Raw genomic sequence first — 22,057 nt, forward strand, 5'->3', positions numbered from 1 at the left:
GAAAGTCTCCTGGAACAGGTTCAATTCGTCGGCAAGCGTAGGTGCCGGCGCAGTACGGCGTGGGTCAGGAAGGTTGCAGATCACGCCATGTTTGCTGGTGCTGCGAGTGCAGCTCAGGCAGCGGCGCGGGGTGCCTTTTCAGGCTGCGAGGCAGGCACCTGTGGTGCCGTAAGTGCGGCCAGGAGCTGCTTCTGACGCACATTGGCGGCCTCGGCGTTGTGCTCCTTGACATGGCCGAAACCTCGCACGCTCTGCGGCAGGCGGGCCAGCTCCAACGCCGTCGTGAGCCGGTCCGGGGTCACGGCGGCAACGACCTGCCGCATCAACGTCTTGAAATCACCGATGGCAGAGCGCTCGCCGCGGCGCTCAGCCGTGTAGCCGAAGATGTCCAGCGGCGTGCCGCGCAGCCGCTTGGCCTTGGCCAGCCACTTGTAGGCGGTGGCGATCCACGGGCCATAGGACTGCTTGACCAGGTGGCCCTTGGCATCCTTCTTGGAGAACAGCGGCGGCGCCAGGTGGAAGTTCAGCTTGTAGTCACCCTCGAACTGCTGGGCTACGCGGTCGAAAAAGCCGGTCTCGACGTAAAGCCGTGCCACCTCGTACTCGTCCTTGTAGGCCATGAGCTTGTACAGGCTCACTGCGACCTCGCGCGCCACACGATCCGTGCCAGTGCGCTGCTTCTCGGCCACGGCGATCTCGCGCACGAAAGCTTCGAAGCGCTGGGCATAGGCCGCGTTCTGGTAGGCGGCAAGGCGCCTGGTGCGATCCTCGATCAGCGACTCCAGGCCCAGGGTGCGCTGGGGCATCATCACCACTGCGGCCGGCTTGTTGAGCCCGGCAGCCTGTTGCACCACGGCCAGATCCAGCGCAGCCTGCCGACCCCAGGCGAAAGCCGCCTTGTTCATCGGCACTGCGGCGCCGTTGAGCTCGATGGCGCGCATGAGCGACGCCTCATGCAGCGGAATCCAACCCTTTTGCCAGGCATAGCCCAGCACGAACACGTTGGTCGCCACGGCGTCACCCATCAGCGCGGTGGCCAGCGCCGCAGCGTTGAGCGCCTCCACCGACTGCGCCGCGCCGCGCACACGCTGCAGCATCGCTTCGGGATCGGTCTGCCAGTCCGGGTCCTGGGTGAAAGCGCCGGTGGGCGGCACGTCGGTATTCATCACCGCCCGCGTGCGGCTGGCATCCATGGTGCCGATGGCTTCCTTGCCGGCACCGACCATTAGGTCGCACCCCAGCACCACGTCGGCCTGCTTCGCGGCCACCCGTGCGGCATGCAGCCCGGCAGGCGTGGCGGCCAGGCGCACGTGCGACATCACCGCCCCGCCCTTCTGCGCCAGGCCCGCCATGTCCAGTACCAGCACGCCCTTGCCTTCAAGGTGCGCGGCCATGCCCATGAGCGCACCGATGGTCACCACGCCGGTACCGCCAACGCCCGTCACCACCACGTTGCACGGCGCAGCCAACGACGGCAGCACGGGCGTGGGCAGGTTTTCTGGCGGCGTTGCCTTCGACTTGGCGGGCTTGCGCAAAGCCCCACCTTCCACCGTGACGAAGCTCGGGCAGAAGCCCTTCACGCAAGAGTAGTCCTTGTTGCACGAGCTCTGGTCGATCTGGCGCTTGCGCCCCAGCGGCGTTTCCAGCGGCAGGATGGAGACGCAGTTGGACTGCACGCCACAGTCGCCGCAGCCCTCGCACACCTCCTCGTTGATGACGACGCGCTTGGGCGGATCGACAAGCTGCTTCTTCTTGCGGCGGCGCCGCTTTTCGGCCGCGCAGGTCTGGGCGTAGACGATGACGGAGACACCCTGCTTCTCGCGCAGCTCGCGCTGCAGGTTGTCCATGTCGTCGCGGTGGCCGACGGCCACGCCCGCGGGCAGCCCGCTCATGCCCTTGTAAAGCTCCGGTTCGTCACTGACCAGGTGCAGGTGCTCCACGCCCTCGGCCGCGAGCTGCTGCAGGATCTGCGGCACGGTGGGTGAGCCTTCCACGGGCTGGCCGCCGGTCATGGCCACCGCGTCGTTGACCAGGATCTTGTAGGTGATGTTCACGCCCGCGGCCTTGGCCGCGCGGATCGCCAGCGACCCGGAGTGCATGTAGGTGCCGTCGCCCAGGTTGGCGAAGATGTGCTTCGTGCCCGTGAACGGCGCCTGGCCGATCCAGCTCACGCCCTCGCCGCCCATCTGCGTGAAGGTTTCGGTGCGGCGGTCCATCCACTGCGCCATGTAGTGGCAGCCGATGCCGGCCACGGCACGTGAGCCTTCGGGCACCTTGGTACTGGTGTTGTGCGGGCAGCCCGAGCAGAAGTACGGCAGCCGCTGCTGCGAGCCGGGCTCGACCCGAGTAAAGCCGTCGGCGGCGCGGCAGGGAGTAAGGTGTGCGCGGGCACCGTCGGGTAGCGCCTCGACGCCCAGCACTTTGGCCATGCGCGTAGCGATGACGCCGGCGATGGCTGCCGGCGTGAGCTCGCCGTTGGGCGACAGCAGGATGCCGTCATGCGGCACCTTGACCCACTCGCCAGTTTCGTCGTACTTACCCACCACGCGCGGTCGCGAGGCGATGGGCGCGTTGTAGAGCTGCTCCTTGAGCTGGTACTCGATGATCTGGCGCTTCTCCTCGACCACCAGGATCTCGTCGAGCCCTTCGGCAAATTCACGAATGCACTCGGGCTCCAGCGGCCAGGACACGCCGATCTTGAGCAGCCGCACGCCCAGCGCCTGCGCTGCCTGTTCGTCGATGCCCATCATCGCCAGAGCCTCGCGCACGTCGAGGTAGCTCTTGCCCGTGGTGACGATGCCCAGCTTGGCATTCGGCGCGTTCCAGTCCTGGCGGTTGAGACGGTTGAGCCGCACATACTCCAGCAGCGCATAGAGACGCTCGCGCTGCAGCCGGTTCTCCTGCTCCAGAGGCGGATCGGGCCAACGGATGTGGAAACCGTCGCCGGGGATCGGGTACGTGTCGGGCACCTTGATCTCCACGGCCATCGGGTCAATTTCGAAGGACGAGGATGACTCGATGGTGTCGCTGATGGACTTGAAGCCCACCCAGCAGCCCGAGTAGCGCGACATGGCCCAGCCGTGGAGGCCAAATTCGATGAACTCGCGCACGCCCGACGGGTTAAGCACCGGGATCATGGCGGCGATGAAGGCATGCTCGCTCTGGTGCGGCAGGCTGGACGATTTGCAGGAGTGGTCGTCACCCGCGATGAGCAGCACGCCGCCATGCTTGGAGCAGCCGGCAATGTTGCCGTGCTTGAACACGTCGCCGCTGCGGTCCACCCCGGGGCCCTTGCCGTACCACAGCGAGAACACGCCGTCGACCGAGGCATTGGGGTCAAGGTTGACCATCTGCGTGCCCCAGACGGCAGTAGCGGCCAGCTCTTCGTTGAGGCCGGGGACGAACTTGATGTCGTGCTCGGCCAAGTGCTTCTTGGCCTTCCACAGCTCCTGGTCCACCGCGCCCAGGGGCGAGCCGCGGTAGCCCGAGACGAAGCCGCCGGTATTCAGCCCGGCGGCCGCGTCGCGTTCCTTCTGCGCCATCAGCAGCCGCACCAGGGCCTGGGTGCCGGTCATGTAGACGCGGCCCTTGGGCAGCGTGTACTTGTCTTCCAGCGTGACGTTGGCAAGGGTCTGGGAGTTGTCCATCGCGGTCTCGGTGCTTGGCATCTGCTTGATACGTGGTGATTGACGCCAGTTTCGTTGGCAGCAGCTTTGAGGTAAAACGCAAATGTTCGCTACCTGCCATCGAAGAAATCGATGTCCACTTCTCAGCTTCCTATCCGATTCACGCTGCGCCAGCTGCAGTACTTCGCCACCGTGGCCCGTACGGGCCAGATCTCGCTGGCGGCCACGGAGGCCAACATCACCCAGTCCACGATGACGGCGGCCATCGCCGAGTTGGAGCGCGTGCTGGGCACGATGCTGTTCGAGCGCAGCCGCAGCGGCGTGACGCTGACCTACGAGGGACACCTGTTCCTGCAGCACGCGCAGACGGTGCTGGAAGCTGCGGCCGACGCGGCGCGCCATCCGTTTCGGGACCGCAGCACGGTATCGGGCACGCTGGAGCTGGCAGCCAGCTACACCGTGCTGGGCTACTTCCTGATGCCCTTCATCGCCAAGTTCCAGAAGCTCTATCCGGACGTGCGCATCGTGCCGGTGGAGCGTGACCGCGAGCACATCGAGGCGAGCATCGAGGCGGGCGACATCGAACTGGCCGTGGCGTTGACGTCCAACCTGATCGAACCCAAAAGACTTCAGCGCCGCGTGCTGGCGCGCTCGCGGCGCCAGCTTTGGGTAGCGGCCAACCATCCACTGGCTGAGTTGAGCCAAGCCTCGCTGGATGACGTAGCGCCCTATCCGTACATCCTGCCCGCAGTGGACGAGGGCGACACGGCGGCGATGCGCTACTGGAGCGACGCCGGCATGGAGCCGGAGTCGTTTGTGCGCACAACGTCGATGGAGGCCGTGCGCGAGATGGTGGCACTGGGTCTGGGCGTCACCATCCTTTCCGACATGGTGTTTCGCCCTTGGTCGCTGGACGGACGGCGCATCCAGACTGTGACGCTGAAGGACCCGATTCCGCCCATGGAGGTGGGCCTGGTGTGGCGCAAGGGACATCGCCTGGGACCCGTGGCCAGCACGCTGTGCAAGTACCTGGAGGTGTCCGTCGGAGCGCCCGGCTCGGAATGAGCTGCGGGCGCGGTCACCTCAGCGCGGCCACCACGGCGTCGCCCATGGCGCTGGTGCCCACCACACGGCTGCCACCAGCGAGATCGGCCGTACGCAGGCCCTGGCGCAGTACCGAAGTCACTGCCGCCTCGATGCGCTGCGCCAAATCGTTGCGGCCCAGCGAATGGCGCAGCATCAGCGCGGCGGCGCGGATGCATGCCAGCGGGTTGGCAATGTCGCGCCCCGCGATGTCCAGCGCCGTACCGTGTCCGGCCTCGTACATGCCGCGCGGGCCCTCGCCCAGCAGCGCCGAGGCGGGCAGGCCGATCGAGCCGGTCAGCACGGAGGCGGCGTCCGAGAGAATGTCGCCGAACAGGTTGCCGGCCAGAATGACGTCGAAGCGGCCTGGGTTGGAGATCAGCTGCATCGCCGCGCTGTCGGCGTACAGGTGAGTCAGCTCGATGTCCGGATACTCGCGCGCGACGTCGATCACGACCTCGCGCCACACACGCGAGGTGGCCAGCACGTTGGCCTTGTCCACGTTGCACACCCGCTTGGAGCGCCGCTGCGCGGCCTTGAAAGCCACGTGCGCGATGCGCCGCACCTCTCCTTCGGCATAGCGCATCGTGTCGAAGCCCTCGCGTTCGCCGGTGAAGAGGCCATCGGGTGCCACACGCACGCCGCGGGGCTGCCCGGTGTAGACGTCGCCGTTGAGCTCGCGCACCACCAGCACGTCCACGCCGGACACCTTATCAGCACGCAACGGCGACAGCTCTGCGAGTTCGGCCGGCACGCTGACCTGCTTGAGGTTGGCGAACAGGCCCAGCGCGTTGCGCAGCCCCAGGATGGCACGCTCTGGTCGCAGCGCGGTTTCCAGGTGGTCGAAACACGGGTCGCCCACGGCGCCGAACAGCACCGCATCACTGGCCAGCGCCAGCTCGACGGTCGGCTGCGGCAGGGGCGTGCCGGTGAGCAGGTAGGCGCTGCCGCCCACGGGCGCTTCATTGATCTCGAACTCGATTCCAGGGCCCTGCAAGGCACGCAGCACCTTGAGCGCCTGGGCCACGATCTCCGGGCCGATGCCCTCCCCAGGCAAGACGGCGATGCGGTGCGGCTGGCTCACGAGCGTGCTCACTCAGCCGTCGCGCCGGACTGCTTGACCAGCTTGGCATGCTTTTCCAGCTCGGACTTGAAGAACGGCACGGACTGCTCCGGCGTGCTGTTGATGACGGTGATGCCCTGCTGGACCAAGGCATCCTGCACTTCCTTTTGCGCCAGCACGGTCTTGGTGTCGGCGTAGTACTTCTGGACCATGGGTGCGGGCAACCCAGCCGGACCCACGAGCGCGATCCAGGCGTCAAAGCTGTAGTTGGGCAGCCCGGACTCCGCCAGCGTGGGCACATCGGGCAGCACCGCAGAGCGGGTCTTGGTGGACATGCCCAGCGCGCGCAGCTTGCCGCTCTTGACGTGCGGCGCGGCAGCCGTCACGGAGATGAACGCCATGTCCACCTGGCCGCCGACGATGTCCGAGGTCAGCGGGCCCGTACCCTTGTAGGGGATGTGGCGGATCTCGACGCCGGCCTCGGTGCCGAACATCACGCCGGCCAGATGCAACGTGCTGCCGTTGCCGGCCGAGCCCAGGTTCAGCGTGCCGGGCTTGGCCTTCATCAGCGCGATGAGTTCCTTCACGTTGTTGGCCTTGACCGACGGGTGCACCACCAGCACCAACGGAACGGTGCCGATGACGGTAATCGGCGTGATGTCCTTGAGCGTGTCGAACGGAACCTTCTTGTAGATGCTCGGATTGATGACGTGATTGGACGAGATCATGCCCAGCGTCAGGCCGTCCTTGGGTGCATTCACCACCTGGACCGTACCCGTCATGCCGCCGGCGCCTGCCAAGTTGTCGATCACGATCGGATGGCCCATGACCTTGGCCATCTGGTTGCTCATGGCGCGCGCCACGGCGTCCACGGTGGAGCCCGCGGAAAGCGGCACGACGACACGGATGGGCTTGTCGGATTGGGCTTGTACCAACGAAGCAGGCAGCGCCAGTCCCAGGCAAGCCAGGGTCAAAGCGCCGCGGCGCGTGAGGGTGCGAATCGTCACGTTGTCTCCTGTGTGATGAATGAGATGGGCAACAGGCGGCTCTCAGTTGCCGGCCTGAGCCTGCAGTTCTTCGAACGACACCAGCCGCCCGGCGATGGCGCTGGCCGCCACCGTGGGCGGGCTCGCCAGCCACACCTGGCCCGGGCCGCCGCGGCCGGGGAAGTTGCGGTTGATGGCGCTGACCGTGACTTGCGCGGCCTCGACGGACGATCCCGGCCCGCAGTTGCCGCAGGCCCCGCATGAGGGCTGCAGGATGCGCGCGCCCACGGCTTCAAACGCGTCGAGGTAGCCGCGCGCGATGCACTGGTCGCGCACAGCCGTGGTGCCGAACTGCAGGAACAGCTGCACGCCTGGCGCCACGCGCAGGCCGCGCTGCGCGGCCCATGCCAGCACCCCGTGGTAGTGCTCGAAGTCCTCCAGCTTGCCCGCGGTGCACGAGCCGCCGTAGGCGATGTCCACGCGCGGGCGCTCCGCTACCTCGTCCAGCGCCACGCCATTGCCCGGGTCGCCCGGGCGCGCCACCATCGGCGTGAGCCGGTTGCAGTCGAGGTGGATCACGCCAGCGTAGGCCGCGCCCGCGTCGCTCTGCATCCACGGCTGCAGCGTGACATCCACGCCGCGCCGCTCCTTCAGGAAGCGCACCGTCTCCGCGTCGGGCGCCACGATGCCGGTGAAGCCGCCCAGCTCTGCCGTCATATTGGTGAGCGTGGCGCGCTCGTCGGTGGACAATTTTTCCACCACCGGCCCCGTGAACTCGAACACCTTGCCCAGGCCCGCGCCGGCGCGGATGGCCGGCAGAGCCAGCAGGTGCAGCACCACGTCCTTGGCCGTCAGCCCGTCGGGCAGCGCACCGTCAAGCCGCACCAGCAGCGACTGCGGCACGGTCAACCGCACCGCGCCGGTGACGAAGGCGTTGGCCATGTCGGTGGTGCCCACGCCGAAAGCCACGCAGCCCAGGGCGCCGCTGTGCGGCGTGTGCGAGTCGGTGCCCACCAGCAGGCCTCCAGGCAGCGCGTAATGCTCGGCCACCATCGCGTGCGAGATGCCGGCGTCGTTGCGGCCGTCGTCCTGCGTGGCCTCTGCCTCGGTCAGCGCGCGGTACTCGCGCAAACCATGCCGGGCCGCGAACGCTCGCTGCGCGCGACACATGGCCAGCACGTTGTCCACCAGGCCGCCGCGCACGTGCGCCAGGCTCTCGGTAACGTAGTTGGTGTGGTCCTCGAAGACGACGATGGACACCGGGTCCTGCAGTGCCAGAGGCTCACCGAAGGTGGCATCCAGCATGTGCGCGGCCATGCCGGTGTAGTACTCGTGGATGAAGCGCAGGTCGGCGCGCACGAAGGCGCCGTCGCCCGGTGCGGGGTCGGCGGCGGTGAGCTCGGTGGACAACGCGTGGCGCGCCACGATTTTCTCGAACAGCGTGCGCGGCCGCCCGCCCTCGGGCAAGGCCACCGGGCGCACGTCGCGCATGAACTGCTGCCCGAAGCGTAGCAGCCCGCCGGCGCCCAGGATGGACGCGGCCAGCGCGTCGCGCCCGGCCACGAGCTCGTCGATGCCGATGGCCTCGCCGGCCTGAATGCGCGGGATGAGGCCGAAGTCGGTCGAGGTGAACAGCCCGATGTTGTCGGCGTTCTGGCGGTAGATGCGCTCGAAGCTCTCGGCGATGACGAGCCGGATGCCGGCGAGCTTCTCTGCAAAGGGACTGTGCTCGCGCGAGGACCCCTTGCCGTAGCGCTTGCCCGCCACCGTGACGGCGAAGCCACCGGCGCGCGCGGCCTCGGGCGCGAAGGGCAGGCTGTCGCCTGCCTGGACGCCGGTGTAGGTAAAGCGCCCGAGCCGGTCGTCGTAGTGCGACAGGATATGCACCGGCGTGATCTCGTCGGTGGAGACGTCGTCGCGCAACGCCCCGGCCTGAGCAACGGTGAAATTCTCACCAGCGAGCTGGCGCGCCATCACGTCGGCCGACTGGCTCAGGAACAGGAGGCGGCCATCGAGCTGAAGGGTGTTCATGCAATCATGGGTGCGCGCCAGCCAGGGCGAGAGCCTTGTACTGGGCGACACACGGGGCGTAGGTTGGTGGCCGTGAATCTAGTCACGGCTTCACGCCCCATGAAGCGCTCATGCGACATGCGGGGCATCGCGTCATGCGATGTCCGTGGAAACCCTGAGACGGCACACTATCGCTTGAGCGTTTCGATCAACAGCTCGACCGCCCGTAGGCGTGGCTCCTTGCGCAAGGCATAAAGCCGCAGTTCCCTGTCGGCCCAGGGTTCGGCCAGTTCACGCCGCTCGAAGGCCGTGGAGCCCGCATAGGCCGTGGCCGCGCTTGTCGGCACGATGGCAGCGCCCAACCCGGCCTGCACCATGCGGCAAGCGGCGTCAAAGCTATTGACGGTGACCCCGATGCGTAGCGGCACCTGCGCCATCTCGGCCTTTTCATGGATCAGTTGGTCGAGTGCGCCGCCGGCCTGGATGCCGACCAAGCCGCTGGCGGCCACTTCCTTGAACCCAAGGCGCTGCCGGGCGGCCAATGGGTGCTCTGTCGGCAGCAGCACGAGGAGCGGGTCCGTAGCGAAATGCCACGATTCCAGTCCTTTGGGCGCGCCCTCGGATGCCACCGCAATGCCCACGTCCGCACGGTCATCCACGCAGGCCCTGATGACCTCCCAGCTCCGCTGCTCCTGCAAGGCGATGTTTACGGCCGAATAAGCCCGCTTGAACGTCTGCAGCCGCTCGGGCAACTCGCCGACGATGGCAGAGGCGTTGGCGCATAGCCGGACGGTTCCGACCACGCTGCCACTGAGTTTCCAGACGTCCTTGACCAGCGTGCGCAGTTCCTCCTCAATGCGTGCACCGCGCTCGAACACGCAGTGGCCGGCCTCCGTCAATTCAATGCCGCGAGTGGAGCGCACCAGCAACTTGGCGCCCAGCGCATGTTCCAAGTCCGCGATGCGGCGGCTTAACGCAGAGGCTGCAATGTGCTCACGCTCGGCCGCGCGGGCAATGGAGCCCTCCTCGGCAGCGGCAACGAAAAGGTGAAGGCTGTACGGATCTAGGCGCAACGCGCCCGGGGCCGGTAGGGGCATGGAAGGTGAGGGATAGACGTCGCTGCTCAGTGTTGCACGGCGACTGCGTTGCATGTCGCGGCCAGCCGAAGGGCATCGCTGCAGATACTTGTTGGCAGGATCGTGAGGAGTCAATGGCACTCAAACCCCAGCTGCATGAGCCTTGAACCCAGCGCTTCGGGATCGTTGATGGCGCTGTATCACCGCCACATCCAGGGAAGGCATCGACGTTTGCGGTGGCCGATGCCTGTAGCAAAACACTGCCTACCCCGAGCATCGAAAAAGACTGCAGTCCGTCTACGGTTCCCTGCGATTTAACTTCGATCCTTAGTCTTGATAACTGCAATTCTCATCGGCACCGGAGCGTCCAACCCGTCATGCTGGCACACCCGTACCTCGGCGAACCGCCAAGTAGCGAACCGTGCAAATCTTGGCCCCGATAGTCGGCATGGACGCGAGGAAATGCGCCAAGACGCGGTGCCAGTGCTTCCTTTGTAATCCAGATAATCACGCATAATCTTTTATAAAGAAAAATTAGACCAATTGCTGCTGCTGGTGCCTGCATGGCGGCTGTTCCAGGCGTGACAAGCATTTGTGGCTGTCGTGGGCCGCATCATGGCGGGCATACTTACCGTGCTGAAAGTCGTCGTCAGGGGGGCCAAGCCGCTGTCCAGCGGATCCAGGCTTCACCGTCGGCACCATTGCGGCCGGCACCGACGTCGCCCTACCGGCCTTTACCGTGGCCGCAGCCACGCCTGCATTCACCGCCACGCCATAACGTGCCAGACGCATGCCCTTGCGCAAGTGGTGTCCGGCAAGAGTCTGCCAACCGGCGCACGCGTCCTACTCACGGACTTGGCCGGCCTGGGTGGTTGCTGCTTCGTTTGCCCTGCCTTCACCTCAATGGCCGGATCCTAGTGAACCTCGGGCCAGAGATCGACTTCTACTGGCCGCCATCGCAGCTAATGCCGCCCCGGTCAGCGCTGAAGGAAGACATCCTCTATTGCAGCTCTGACGTGGCGTTGCCATTGGAGCGGGCCTGACCAGCGCATCTTCTCCGATTTGCGGCCTCACCCGTCCGACGGCTTCATAGAGGTGCACCATGCGGGTTCCAGCCACACGGAGTTCGGCTCTGGCCGCCCTTCACATGCTGTACAGCGAAGCCCGAGATTTCTATCCACGCCGCTGATAACGTGACGCTCGTACTTGGACTCCAGTCGGCGCCGTGAACCTGAACCCCGAGCACGATACTGTCGTAGCCGCACACGTGCCGGTCCGGAATAAACAGCCGCTGGCCGCATAGCTCAGGCGACAACTACGTTGACGCGCGCCGGAACGCTGCAGGTGCTGCTCTGCCCGTGCGGCGCGTCAGCGCCGGAACAGCGACAAGTCGATGGCGTTCCCCATGGCCTGGTAGCCGGCGCTGTTGGGATGCAGCGAGTCGCCGCTGTCGTAGAGCGGGCGCAGCCGCAGCGGCTGCGCGGGGTCGCGCAGGGCGGCATCGAAGTCGATCACGGCGTGGAAGGCGCCGCCCGTGCGTATCCAGCGGTTCACGGCCTGGCGCTGCTCCTGCACGGATTGCGGCGCATTGGCGTTGGGCAGCAAGGTGCCGCCGTACACGCGCAGGCCCCGCGCCTTGGCTCGCGAGGCAAGCTGCTGCAGCGCGCTGATGACGCGCGAGGCGTCGACGCCGCCGCGCAGGTCGTTGATGCCCATGAGGACGATGACGTAGCGCACACCCGGGGCGTCCAGTGCATCGCGGCCAAAGCGCGACTGCCCGTTCTCGCTGAGCCACGAGGACCACAGCTTGTTGCCGTCCATGCCCTGGTTCAGCACGCCATGCACCATCCCCTGGTTCAGCAGCCGCCTTGCCAAAAAGTCGGGCCAGCGCTTGTTGGCGTTCTCCGGCGAGCCCGCGCCGGAGGTGATGGAGTCGCCGAAGGCCACGATGGACTTCACCTCGGCGGCGGCCTGCACGTCCACCCCAACCAGGAAATACCAGGGCGAGCTGCAGACCCGGCGTCCGCCCTGGTAGACGCAAAACCCGGTGGACGCCACCGGCAAGCTGGCCGCGGCCGTGAAGTTGCCCGGCGGCGAAACGTAATTGGTCTGGCGGGCCCGGAAGTGCAGCGTGGGCGCGCCGGTGTAGCCGGGGAAATAGGTGCTGACGGCCAGCGACGTGCGGGCGGGCACCTTGAAGGCAATCGGGTCGCTCGCGACGATGGCACCGGGCGCCATGGTCACGGAGCGCTTGCCGCCAAAGGTCAGCAGGCGGTCCGAGCCCGGCTCGATGGCCGGCCCGCTGCTGCGCAGCGCGATGCGAGCCTCGCCCAGGATCACCGGCTCGTTGCCGTAGACGTTGGAAAAGCGCACCCGAACCCGGTCGCCTCCCATGCTGGTGAAAACGATCTGGCGCAAGGTCTGTCCCGGAAAGCCGTTGCGTATGGGCGGAAACAGGGGGTACTGCATCGCCGTGCTCCAAGTGCCCACCCAGTGCTCGGCGGCTTCGGGGCTGCCCTCCTGCGCCCAGGCCGGTACGGCCATCAACAAGGAAAGCAGGCATGCGGCAAGCGCGCGGTGTCGGCGATGGGCCATGGCTGTACTCCGGCAAGCCTGCGCGCCAATTCGGATACCGGTGGCACAACGGCGCAAAGGCGCGAAACCGGGGCAAAAAAGATGCCGGCATTCGAAGAGAGCGCGCTCGCTCGCTGGCGCTTGGACGGCAGGCCGCGTCCAAGCGGCCGGGGACGAAATGCGGGCAAGCGCGGAAAAGCTTTCGGTACCGAAAGTTCATGGATGCCGTTCCGGCCACGCCAACCGCATGCACGCATCGCTTTGCCGGACGCAAAGACAGAGCCGCCACCAGAAGGCTTTGGCCATCAGTTTCGGTACCGAAATTTTCGGCCCTGGGCGCCGGCCGCGCGGAGCCTCAACCACTTTCGGTACCGAAAGTGGAGGCCCTTCCGTCCGCGTCTTGTCGCACAGCTGCGCGCAGCGGCTTGACAGCTCTCCGTGCTCCAAGCTCGAACTGCGGCCTTTGGTATCGAAAACCGCAGAGGCTGGATCGAGCCGAATTTCGGTACCGAAATTCCATGGGCTTTCCCAAGGCCGCCGGTGTGCGAACCATTCATTCTTGAGATTTGTAGCGCTTGAAAAGGCAACAAGCCTTTACACTGCCGCCCCATGGAACAAGCGCTGCCAAAGATCGTCACTTTCTTCAACACCAAGGGAGGCGCGGGCAAGTCCAAGCTCTGCCTGGGCCTGGCTTACGTGCTGCACAAGCACGGCTGCCGCGTGCTGATCGTGGACTCGGATCCGGAGCAGGCCACGTCGGCCAACGTGACGCGGCTGATGGACCCGGAGTCCACGTTTCCGGTGGAGGCCGTGATCCTGCAGGCGCCGCGCTACCCGGACCCGCAGCGGCCGGGGCATTTGAAGCCCGATACCGCGGCGTACTTGGCGCAAGTGCTGCAGTTGGGGCAGGGATATGACTACGTGTTCATCGACCTGCCCGCCCGCTCCGAGGAGCCGGAGCAACTGGCCGCGCTCATAGGCGCCGACTTCGTGCTCATCCCCAGCAAGCCCGGGCGGGCCGACGTGCGCGTGCTGCGCGATATCGGCATTCCCAAGCTGGCCAAGAGCCTGGCCAACGTGGAGCACCTGCCCGTCATCGCCATCGTCCCCAACGCCGTGCAGCGGCACAACGTGGACAAGGTCGGTATCGAGGAGCTCACGGACATCGCGCAGAACAACGACTACATCGAGCTCTCCGTCACGGCCGCGACCGTGCCGGACTCGGTGGCGCTGGAGGAGATGACGGCGCTCAACGTCGGCCTGGACGAGGTCGTCACCAAGAAGCCCGCACGTGATGCCGCCATCACCGCGCTGACCAACGTGGCCCTGGAAGTGCGGCTGCTCAACAAGGTCCGGCCCGCCAAGCGCAAGAGCAGCGCCAAGGCCGCAAGAGAGGAAGCCTGAGATGTCCAAACCCCAGGACAGGCTGCGCAGCAAGTCGCTTTCCAGAACCGGCGGCACGCCAGCCGCGGGCGGCAGCGCCGCCGCGCGCGCGCTGGCGCAAGGCACGCTCAGCACGGTGCCTGACGAGTTGCTCAAGGCGCCGGTGCCGGTGGTTGCCACGCCGGGCGCCGTGCCGCAGTTGCGCGTGCCGGGCCTGCACGCCGCCGCGCCACAGCCGCCGGCGGTGGCCGGCAGCATCATCCAGTTGCCCTTGGACCAGTTGGTGGAAGGCCAGGAAAACTGGCGCGTGTTCTTCGACCCGAAGAAGCTGCAGGAGCTCGAAGACGAGTTGCGCCGCGACGGGCAGCTCGAACCCGTGCAGGCCTTCCTGCGCCAAGACGGCAAGTACGAGCTGGTCGGCGGGCACCGGCGGCTGCGTGCGGCGCGCCAGATCCCGCTGCCCCACCTCAACGTGCTGGTCATAGACCCGCCGGAGTCGCCCAAGCACAGGGCCCGGCTGAGCCGCAACCTCAACGGGGCGCGGGCCGACACCACGGTGCTCGACGATGCCGTGCGCTGGCGCGATGCCCTGGACAAGGGCGAGTTCGAGTCGCAACAGGCGCTGGCCGAGTTTTTCAACGTGCCGCCCAGCCGCGTGTCCAAGACCGTCACCATCGCGGCCATTCCCCGCCCGGTGCTGGAGGCCGCGGCCGGCAGTTCGGCCTGGCAGAAGCTGGGCAAGCTCTATCCGCTGGCGCAGCTCCACGCGCTGTGGACGCAGCAGGGGCTGGATGGCACGGCGCGCACGCTCAAACTGGTTCGCGACCACGAGGACGCGCTGAGCGAGGAAAAGCTCATCGAGAAGGTGGAAGAGGCCAAGGGCAAGCCGCTGCGCAAGGGCGCCCCCAGCCGCGCCACGCCGGCGCGCGTGCTGCTACGCTGCCCCGCGGGTGGCAGCGGCGCGCTCAAGTTCTTCGAGGCCGAGCGCCGTCTGGAGCTGGAGCTCAAGGGCGTGCCTCTGGAACTGCTCAAGACGCTCTACGAAGAGGTGGGCAAGATGGTCCAGGCGCGGCTGGATATTGCCCAACAGCACAGTCCGCCCAGCGCCGGGGCGCCCGCTCCGCAGTCCGTGGAGCTTTGACGCGGCACCAATGGACGCCGGGGTGCTCCGCCCGTGCGGGCGGGTGCACAGGGAATGCGCGCTATGGCGCCAGTGCCGTCCCGGGACGGCATGGGTACAAGGTGCCCTTTTTTGTGCAGCGCCGCTGCCGTGCGCTTGTCTAGGGAACATCAGCAGAAATGCCATGACGCCAACAGCGGCCGATTGGCTCCGTCAGCGAGACAAAGGTGCTCTTTTTTGTGCTGCGGCACCCTGCGCTACCCCGCGGCAAGGTCGAAGCGCCGTACAAGGTGTCCTTTTTTGTGCACGCATGCGCCATGTAGCGGGATCCGGAAGAGCGTTCCTCGGATGCCCATGAGCACGCTGCAGTGCGCGACCCAGGGCACGAGCGCCAAAGGTGCTCTTTTTTGTGCAACCTTGCTACGCAGCCGGCGCGGTAGATAAAGATCGGCCGTTTGATGCACACAAAAAGGCACCTTGCGATGGCTGTGGAGCTGCGTGCGAGTCAGCGTTCAACGCCCGGTGTCGGCAACAAGGCCGTCGCGGGCGGGGAAGGGGCCACTACTGGCTTCCAAAACCCGTGTGGAGGCTTCTGAGGGCTCTTGCACGCCTGGTTGATGGATATCTGACCCTCTGTCTGCCCAACGACGAGCAACCGCGTGCCGCCAAGCATGGAGGCAAAAGTGCTGCAAGCGCCGTAAGCCGTTTCATGGTCGCTCGCAGCCCTGATCCCCTGTCGGCTGTATTTGGCTTCATGTCTTTTTCAACGGCTTCGACTTCAGCCAGCTATTTAAATAATTAAAAAACCAGCAAGCTTTAGGAAGCCAAAAAACTATTTGAAATCAACAGCTTACGTTCATCAAAGTGCCTGTTTGTGTGCAATTCGGACCTCAAGGTGCCCGTTTGTGTGCACAAAGTGCTCTTTTATGTGCAGGGCAAGGTGCCTGTTTTTGTGCAGCAAGGTGGCCTTTTGTGTGCGCCAAGGTAGCCGTTTCTGTGCAAGGTGGCCTTTTCTGTGCAGAACGCTTCAAGTCCCTGATCCGTCGCCGTTTTTCCGGGATATCCACAGGCAAAGTGACCTTTTGTGTGCGGGTTTGGCGCTGGCACGCCACCTGAAAGGCCTGCTGGTGCTGGGCGGCTTTCAAGGTGCCCTTTTTTGTGCTGCCCGATAGCGTTGGCGGCCACGCGGCACGGGCGCGCCGTGAGGGAAAGTGCCCTTTTGTGTGCATCGGGTGCCCAGGTGTTCGGCCTGCCGCCATTTGTGCCGGCCGTGCGCGCATCAAGGTGGCCTTTTATGTGCAGCGTCTTGCGCCCGCACAACAGTGCGCCGTGAAAAGTGCCCGTGACGGTTGACCCTGGGGCACCTTCGCCACTAGCCTTCGCGTCCTTGCCTTCCAAGCCGCCGTGGCCCCCCATGTCCGATCTGGTTCCCTCCTCCAAGCCGCCCTTGGGCGAGAACTACGCGCTGGCGCTTTTTGAAGAGACGGTCGGCAGGGTGGGGCCCAACGCCACCATCAAGGAAGCCGAGGCGGACATCACGTTCCGCAAGCACAACGTGCTCATCGACGTCGCGGGCCTGAGCCTGTCGGCGCGGCGCTGCCTCAACGTCATGAACTACCTGGCGTCCAGCGCGCCGGTGGAGGTGCTGGAGTTCGACTTCGACCTGGGCCTGTTCATGTTCCTGATCAATAGCGAGAGCCGCAACCGGCGCCACCTGCTGGACGCGCTGCGCGAGGCGCAGAAGTCCAGCGTGCTGCTGGCGCGGGAGACGCTTGGGCGCAATGCCGCCAGCGAGATGGACTACGTGTCCATCCCGCTGGTGGGCCGCGTGGGCATCGCGGGCGGGCGCGTCTATTTCAAGTTCGACGAGGCCATTCGCAAGCTGCACAAGGACCCGCGCGGCTACACGCTGCTGTCCATGCGCACGACGGCCTCGCTGGACTCCGTGCACGCCCACGCCCTGTACGAGAAGCTCAAGTCCATGGCCTACCGCGGCAGCCCAACGGAATGGTTCACGGTGGACGAGGTGCGCCGCTGGCTGGACCTGCAGGACGCGAAGTACGTGGCCGAGTTCAAGGCCTTCAATCGCCGCATCCTCGACAAGGTGCGCACCAAGATCAACGACATCACCGACCTGCACATCGAGATCGAAACCCGTTCCTCGCCCGGCTCCAAGCGCATCACGCACCTGCGCTTTCACATCCGCGAGCAGGAAGGCAAGCTCGTGCAGTCGCTGGCGCAGACAGAGGTGCGCAAGACGCTGTACGACACGCTGCGCGGCGAGTTCGGCCTGGGCAACGACGACCTGGAGGCCATCACGCTCAACGCCAGCGAGTACACGCCCTCGCGCATCCAGGCCGCCATCGAGTTCGTCCGCCACCGCATGGCCGGGCGCGGTCCCAAGGTGCGCTTCCCCGGACGCTTGTTCATCAAGGCGCTCAAGGAGGGCTGGACGGTGCCGACCGCGGAGCTGGTGGCCGAGGGCCCGCCTGCCGGTGCGCCGGCGGCCCTGGAGCCCGCCCCGGCCGCGAAGGCGCCCGTGGCCGCGGCCGAAGCCGCACCGCAAGCCGGCGAAGACCCCGCCGCCGACGCCTTGCGCCGCGAATACGAGCGCAGCGGCGAGCTGGGCTTCGAGACGTACCTGGGCTATGGCGCGCCGCAGCAGGCCGAGTTCTGGGCGGCGTTTGCGCGCAGCAGCCAGTTCCGGGTGCTCAAGGCCCAGCTCAAGCTGGACAAGGAGCAGCCCGCCGCGCAGGACCTCAAGGCCAACGACAGGCTGCGCTGGGCCCTGGGCCAGCACGTCATGACGGCGCTGAAGAAGGCCGCCCGCAAGGAGCGGGCAGGGCAGGCCCAGCAGTCCGCCTTGTTCGGCCGCTAGCGCGGCGCGGCCCGCACCGGCCGAGCCCGCATGTCGCATATCGGCCAGTGCGCGTCTCCTGTGCACAAGCCGCTTGGGTCGCCCCTTCGAAGAATGCCCCCTCGGCCCGCCGCATCGGCGCTGAAGCGCCCGCAACGCGTCCACGCGCAGGCATGAAGGTGCCCGCGCAACCATGGCACGCCATGGCGCCTGATGGCGCTTGCGCTCCGATGCTTCAAGGCAAGCGGTTTGAACAAGCCAACTACAGGAGACAGCAGCTATGAGTTCCAGCAATCGAGGCGTGGTCTACATGGGCCCGGGGAAAGTCGAAGTCCAGGGCATTGAGTTCCCCAAGCTGGTCGATCCGCGCGGGCGCAAGGCCGAGCACGGCGTCATCCTGCGCGTGGTCTCCACCAACATCTGCGGTTCGGACCAGCACATGGTGCGCGGGCGCACCACGGCGCCCGTGGGCCTGGTGCTGGGCCACGAGATCACCGGCGAGGTGATCGAAAAGGGCCGCGACGTGGAGACGCTGCAACTGGGGGACATCGTCTCCGTGCCCTTCAACGTGGCCTGCGGGCGTTGCCGCACCTGCAAGGAGATGCACACCGGCGTGTGCCTGAGCGTGAACCCCTCGCGCGCGGGCGGCGCCTACGGCTACGTGGACATGGGCGGCTGGGTGGGCGGCCAGGCGCAGTACGTCATGGTTCCCTACGCGGATTTCAACCTGCTGCGCTTCCCCGACCGCGCGCAGGCCATGGAGAAGATCCGCGACCTGACGTGCCTCTCCGACATCCTGCCCACGGGTTACCACGGTGCGGTGACGGCCGGGGTCGGCCCAGGCAGTACGGTCTACATCGCCGGCGCCGGGCCGGTGGGCTTGGCCGCGGCGGCCTCGGCGCGGCTGCTGGGGGCCGCGTGCATCATCATCGGCGACGTCAACCCGGTGCGCCTGGAGCACCCGCGCGCCCTGGGCTACCAGACGGTGGACCTGTCGCTGGACGCGACGCTGGCCGAGCAGGTGGCGCAGATCCTGGGCACGCCGGAGGTGGACTGCGCGGTGGACGCCGTGGGCTTCGAGGCCCGCGGCCACGGCCATGAGGGCGCGCAGCACGAGGCGCCGGCCACGGTGCTGAACTCGCTCATGGAGATCACGCGCGCCGCGGGCGCCATCGGCATCCCGGGCCTGTACGTCACCGACGACCCCGGCGCCCTGGACGAGGCCGCCAGGCGCGGTTCGCTCAGCGTGCGCCTGGGCCTGGGCTGGGCCAAGTCGCACAGCTTCTTCACGGGCCAGACGCCGGTGATGAAGTACAACCGCGCGCTGATGCAGGCCATCCTGTGGGACCGCATCAACATCGCCGACACGGTGGGCGTGGAAGTGCTGTCGCTGGAAGACGCGCCCAAGGGCTACGAGGCCTTCGACCACGGCGCGCCGCGCAAGTACGTGCTGGACCCGCACTCGCTGCTGCGCAAGGCGGCTTGAGCGGCGGTGCTGAACGCCCGGCAGCAGCGCCTGGCAACAACGCTTTGCAACCCGCGTCAGCACAATGGGGCTCCCACTGATGGAGCCTGTTCATGACCATTGAAGTTGTCCGCGACCGCGCGCACAAGATGAAGCACACCGTGCGCGTGGGCAGCCACGCGTTCACGGTCGACGAGCCGCCGGCCAACGGCGGCGAGGACTTGGGGCCGACGCCGCATGACCTCTACGACAGCGCGTTGGGCGCCTGCAAGGCGCTCACCACGCTGTGGTACGCGCAGCGCAAGCACATCCCGGTCGAGGACATACGCGTGAGCGTGGAGCGCGACGACAGCGAGGAGCGCCGCGGCGTCTATCGGCTGCGCGTGCTGCTGGACGTCACGGGGGATCTGACCGAAGCGCAGCGGCAGGAGCTGCTGAACGTCGCCGGCAAGTGCCCCGTGCACAAGTTGATGACGCAAGCGACCACCGAGGTCGTGACCGAGCTGGTGCCTGCCGCTTCCGCCTCGTGAGGCCTCGCCGTCCTGGCCGCTTCGGTGCGGTGGCCAGGACGGCCTGCCGTCTACAGCGCCTGGCCCGCGCGGGGGGCGCTGAATCTGAACACCGTCCAGGCCAGCGCGGCGCAGGCGGCCATGGCCACGCCCATGGCCAGCGGCCCGGTGTCGCCGGCCAGGCCCAGCAGCGCGCCGGCCGAGGCGCCGCAGGCGAACTGCATCGTGCCCAGCAGCCCCGAGGCCGTGCCCCGGCGCTGCTGCGCCTGGCTGCTGCTTATTGCCAGCGCCGTGGTGTTGGACGCGGCGAAGCCCAGCAGGCCCAGGAACAGCATCAGCCCGGGCAGCAGCGTCCACAGCGTGGCGTGGCCCGTGGCGCCCAGCAGCGCCAGGTACAGCCCCGTGGCCACCATGCCCGGCAGCGACCAGCGCAGCACGCCGTGCGGACCGATGCGGCGCACCAGCCGCGCATTGACTTGGGCCGACAGCACCAGCGCCAGCGCGTTGGCGGCGAACACGCCGCTGAAGGCCAGCGGCGCCAGGCCCAGGTGGCGTATGAACACGAAGGCGCTGGCGCTGATGTAGACGAACATGCCCGCGCGCGCGAGCGCCCCGGCCAGCGCCGGGGCGACGAAGCCGCGGTGCGCCAGCAGCCCGGCATAGCCGGGCAGCACGCGGCGCCAGGGCAGCGGCGGGTGCTGGCGCGCCGAGCGCGGCAGGGTCTCGTCTAGCGTGCGCCACACCAGGACGAAGGCCAGCGCGCCCAGCGCGGCCAGCACGCCGAAGATGCCGCGCCAGCCCAGCAGCGCCTGCACGGCGCCGCCCACGGTGGGCGCGGCAATGGGCGCCACGCCCAACACGGCCATGAGCTGCGACAGCACGCGCGCCGTTTCGCCGGCGCCGCGCACGCGGTCGGCCACGATGGTCAGCGGCATCACCACGCCCACGCAGCCGCCCAGGGCCTGGACCAGCCGCCACGCGGTGAGCGACTCCACGCTCTGCGCCTGCGCGCAGCCCAACGAGGCCAGCGTGAACAGCGCCAGGCCCATGAGCAGCGGCAGCCGCCGGCCCAAGCGGTCGGCCAGCGTGCCGTAGAAGAGCTGGCCGCCGGCCATGCCCGCCAGGTAGGCCGCCAGCGTGGCCTGCACCGCGCCGCTGCTGGCGTTCAACTCCGCGGCGATGGCCGGCAGGGCCGGCAAATACATGTCTATGGCCAGCGGGCCGAAGGCCATGAGCAGGGCCAGCAGCAGGCGCAGGCCCCCATGCACGCCGGTGTGGGCCGGCAGTTGGGCGGGGGGCGACGTGGCGGAGGACAGTTCTGAGGACATCTAGAGGGCTGGGTACGCTGGATCAGGCGGTGCGGGCGGTGCGGGCGGCCGAGGCGGCACGCCGCCGCTTCAACCCTCTATGTTTTCATGGTGCCCGCTGGCACCACGCCGCCAGTAGGCCGAAGCCCGCACCTGGCCCTTCAACAGGCCATGGTGGCCGACCAGCACGCCGCGCACCGCCTGCACCGTGTGGCTTTCGGCGGCGGCGAAGGCATGGCCCCGGCCGGCGGGCGGGGGCAGGCCGCGCACGGCCTGCACCAGGGGCGCGGCCAGCGTGGCGGCATCGCCCGCGGCCGGCCGGCCCACGCGCAGCAGCCGCAGGCCGTCGCGCTGGGGCAGCAACGGCAGCGGGTCGTCGGCGTGCTGCGTCTCCAGCACCACCGTCACGTCCACCGAGGCGGGCAAATCCTCCAGGCGGCGGGCGATGGCGGGCAGGGCGGATTCATCCCCAATCAGCCACTGCCAGCGCAAATCCGTGGGCAGCACCATGGAGCCGCGCGGGCCGGCGACGTGCACGGTGTCCCCCACGCGGGCCTGGGCTGCCCAGCGGGCGGCGGGGCCGTCGCCATGCAGGCTGAAGTCGATCTGCAGCGTGCAGGCGCTGCGGTCCACGTGGCGCGGCGTGTAGTCGCGGGCGATGGGCGGCGGCAGGCCCGCGGCGGCGAAGTCGGGGCGGCCATCCGGACCGGGCAGCGGCAGCACCAGCGTGTCGCTGCCTGCGGGCGGCAGCAGCAGCTTCACGTGGTCGTCAAAGCCGTCGCTGTGCAGATCGGCGAGGCTGGGGCCGGCCAGCGTCAGGCGGCGCATGTGCGGCGTGAGCGCCTGCACGGCGGCAACGCTGAGCGCGCGCACCTGCAGCGGGTGGCGCACGCGGCGGATTTCAAGGGCGAGGGCGGTGTCGTCTGGCAAGTCAGCGAGCTTGGTCATGGGATTGAATTGCTTGATAATGTCAACTTATGGTCCGCGACTAACTTGAC

General features: G+C 67.4%; 14 protein-coding genes. 6 read left to right on the top strand and 8 right to left on the bottom strand.

What is annotated here, in order from left to right; all coding sequences use genetic code 11:
* Positions 1–113: 113 nt before the first annotated feature.
* Positions 114–3,647: an indolepyruvate ferredoxin oxidoreductase family protein gene (locus tag SM757_RS04790; RefSeq protein ID WP_322464568.1), complete on the bottom strand. Its 3,534-nt coding sequence runs from the start codon at positions 3,645–3,647 to the stop codon at positions 114–116.
* Positions 3,648–3,758: 111 nt separating this feature from the next.
* Between SM757_RS04790 and SM757_RS04795 the strand changes: the two genes are divergently transcribed.
* Complete coding sequence (locus SM757_RS04795) at positions 3,759–4,691, top strand: LysR family transcriptional regulator (RefSeq protein ID WP_322464569.1); 933 nt, start codon at positions 3,759–3,761, stop codon at positions 4,689–4,691.
* 13 nt (positions 4,692–4,704) lie between these two features.
* Here the strand turns inward: SM757_RS04795 and leuB are convergent, their stop codons facing one another.
* The 5 genes from leuB to SM757_RS04820 all read right to left on the bottom strand — a co-directional run bounded on the left by leuB (position 4,705) and on the right by SM757_RS04820 (position 12,439).
* Entirely contained in the window at positions 4,705–5,805 is a 1,101-nt protein-coding gene (gene leuB / locus SM757_RS04800; RefSeq protein WP_322464570.1) for a 3-isopropylmalate dehydrogenase, read from the bottom strand.
* Positions 5,802–6,779, bottom strand: coding sequence for a Bug family tripartite tricarboxylate transporter substrate binding protein (locus SM757_RS04805; RefSeq protein WP_322464571.1), 978 nt, complete (start codon positions 6,777–6,779; stop codon positions 5,802–5,804). The genes leuB and SM757_RS04805 overlap by 4 nt, the downstream gene beginning before the upstream one ends.
* 42 nt (positions 6,780–6,821) lie before the next feature.
* Complete coding sequence (locus tag SM757_RS04810) at positions 6,822–8,789, bottom strand: aconitase family protein (protein WP_322464572.1); 1,968 nt, start codon at positions 8,787–8,789, stop codon at positions 6,822–6,824.
* Between the two features lie 167 nt (positions 8,790–8,956).
* Positions 8,957–9,841 carry a LysR family transcriptional regulator gene (locus SM757_RS04815; protein ID WP_322464631.1) on the bottom strand — a complete coding sequence of 295 codons (885 nt, stop codon included), beginning with the start codon at positions 9,839–9,841 and terminating at the stop codon, positions 8,957–8,959.
* A 1,371-nt stretch (positions 9,842–11,212) separates the two neighbouring features.
* Positions 11,213–12,439, bottom strand: a complete 1,227-nt coding sequence (locus SM757_RS04820; protein ID WP_322464573.1) for an SGNH/GDSL hydrolase family protein — start codon at positions 12,437–12,439, stop codon at positions 11,213–11,215.
* Between the two features lie 588 nt (positions 12,440–13,027).
* Here SM757_RS04820 and SM757_RS04825 point away from each other — a divergent pair.
* From SM757_RS04825 to SM757_RS04845, 5 genes are all read left to right on the top strand, one after another.
* Complete coding sequence (locus tag SM757_RS04825; RefSeq protein ID WP_322464574.1) at positions 13,028–13,822, top strand: ParA family protein; 795 nt, start codon at positions 13,028–13,030, stop codon at positions 13,820–13,822.
* A 1-nt stretch (position 13,823) separates the two neighbouring features.
* The gene (locus SM757_RS04830) at positions 13,824–14,942 is read left to right on the top strand and encodes a ParB/RepB/Spo0J family partition protein (protein ID WP_322464575.1); all 1,119 of its coding nucleotides are present in this window, start codon (positions 13,824–13,826) and stop codon (positions 14,940–14,942) included.
* 1,393 nt (positions 14,943–16,335) lie between these two features.
* A complete protein-coding gene (locus SM757_RS04835) occupies positions 16,336–17,799 on the top strand; it encodes a replication initiation protein (protein WP_322464576.1) in 1,464 nt (487 codons plus the stop codon).
* Between the two features lie 259 nt (positions 17,800–18,058).
* The gene (gene fdhA / locus SM757_RS04840) at positions 18,059–19,264 is read left to right on the top strand and encodes a formaldehyde dehydrogenase, glutathione-independent (RefSeq protein WP_322464577.1); all 1,206 of its coding nucleotides are present in this window, start codon (positions 18,059–18,061) and stop codon (positions 19,262–19,264) included.
* A 92-nt stretch (positions 19,265–19,356) separates the two neighbouring features.
* Positions 19,357–19,773, top strand: a complete 417-nt coding sequence (locus SM757_RS04845) for an OsmC family protein (protein WP_322464578.1) — start codon at positions 19,357–19,359, stop codon at positions 19,771–19,773.
* 50 nt (positions 19,774–19,823) lie between these two features.
* Here the strand turns inward: SM757_RS04845 and SM757_RS04850 are convergent, their stop codons facing one another.
* Together SM757_RS04850 and SM757_RS04855 are read right to left on the bottom strand one after the other, a co-directional pair.
* Positions 19,824–21,080 (bottom strand): multidrug effflux MFS transporter, encoded by a 1,257-nt coding sequence (locus SM757_RS04850; protein WP_322464579.1) that lies wholly within the window; start codon positions 21,078–21,080, stop codon positions 19,824–19,826.
* 69 nt (positions 21,081–21,149) lie between these two features.
* On the bottom strand, positions 21,150–22,007 hold the full coding sequence (locus tag SM757_RS04855) for a siderophore-interacting protein (RefSeq protein WP_322464580.1): 858 nt from the start codon (positions 22,005–22,007) through the stop codon (positions 21,150–21,152).
* Between the last annotated feature and the right edge of the window lie 50 nt (positions 22,008–22,057).

This window comes from Azohydromonas lata (genome assembly GCF_034427735.1).
In the GTDB taxonomy this organism is placed as follows: domain Bacteria; phylum Pseudomonadota; class Gammaproteobacteria; order Burkholderiales; family Burkholderiaceae_C; genus Azohydromonas; species Azohydromonas lata.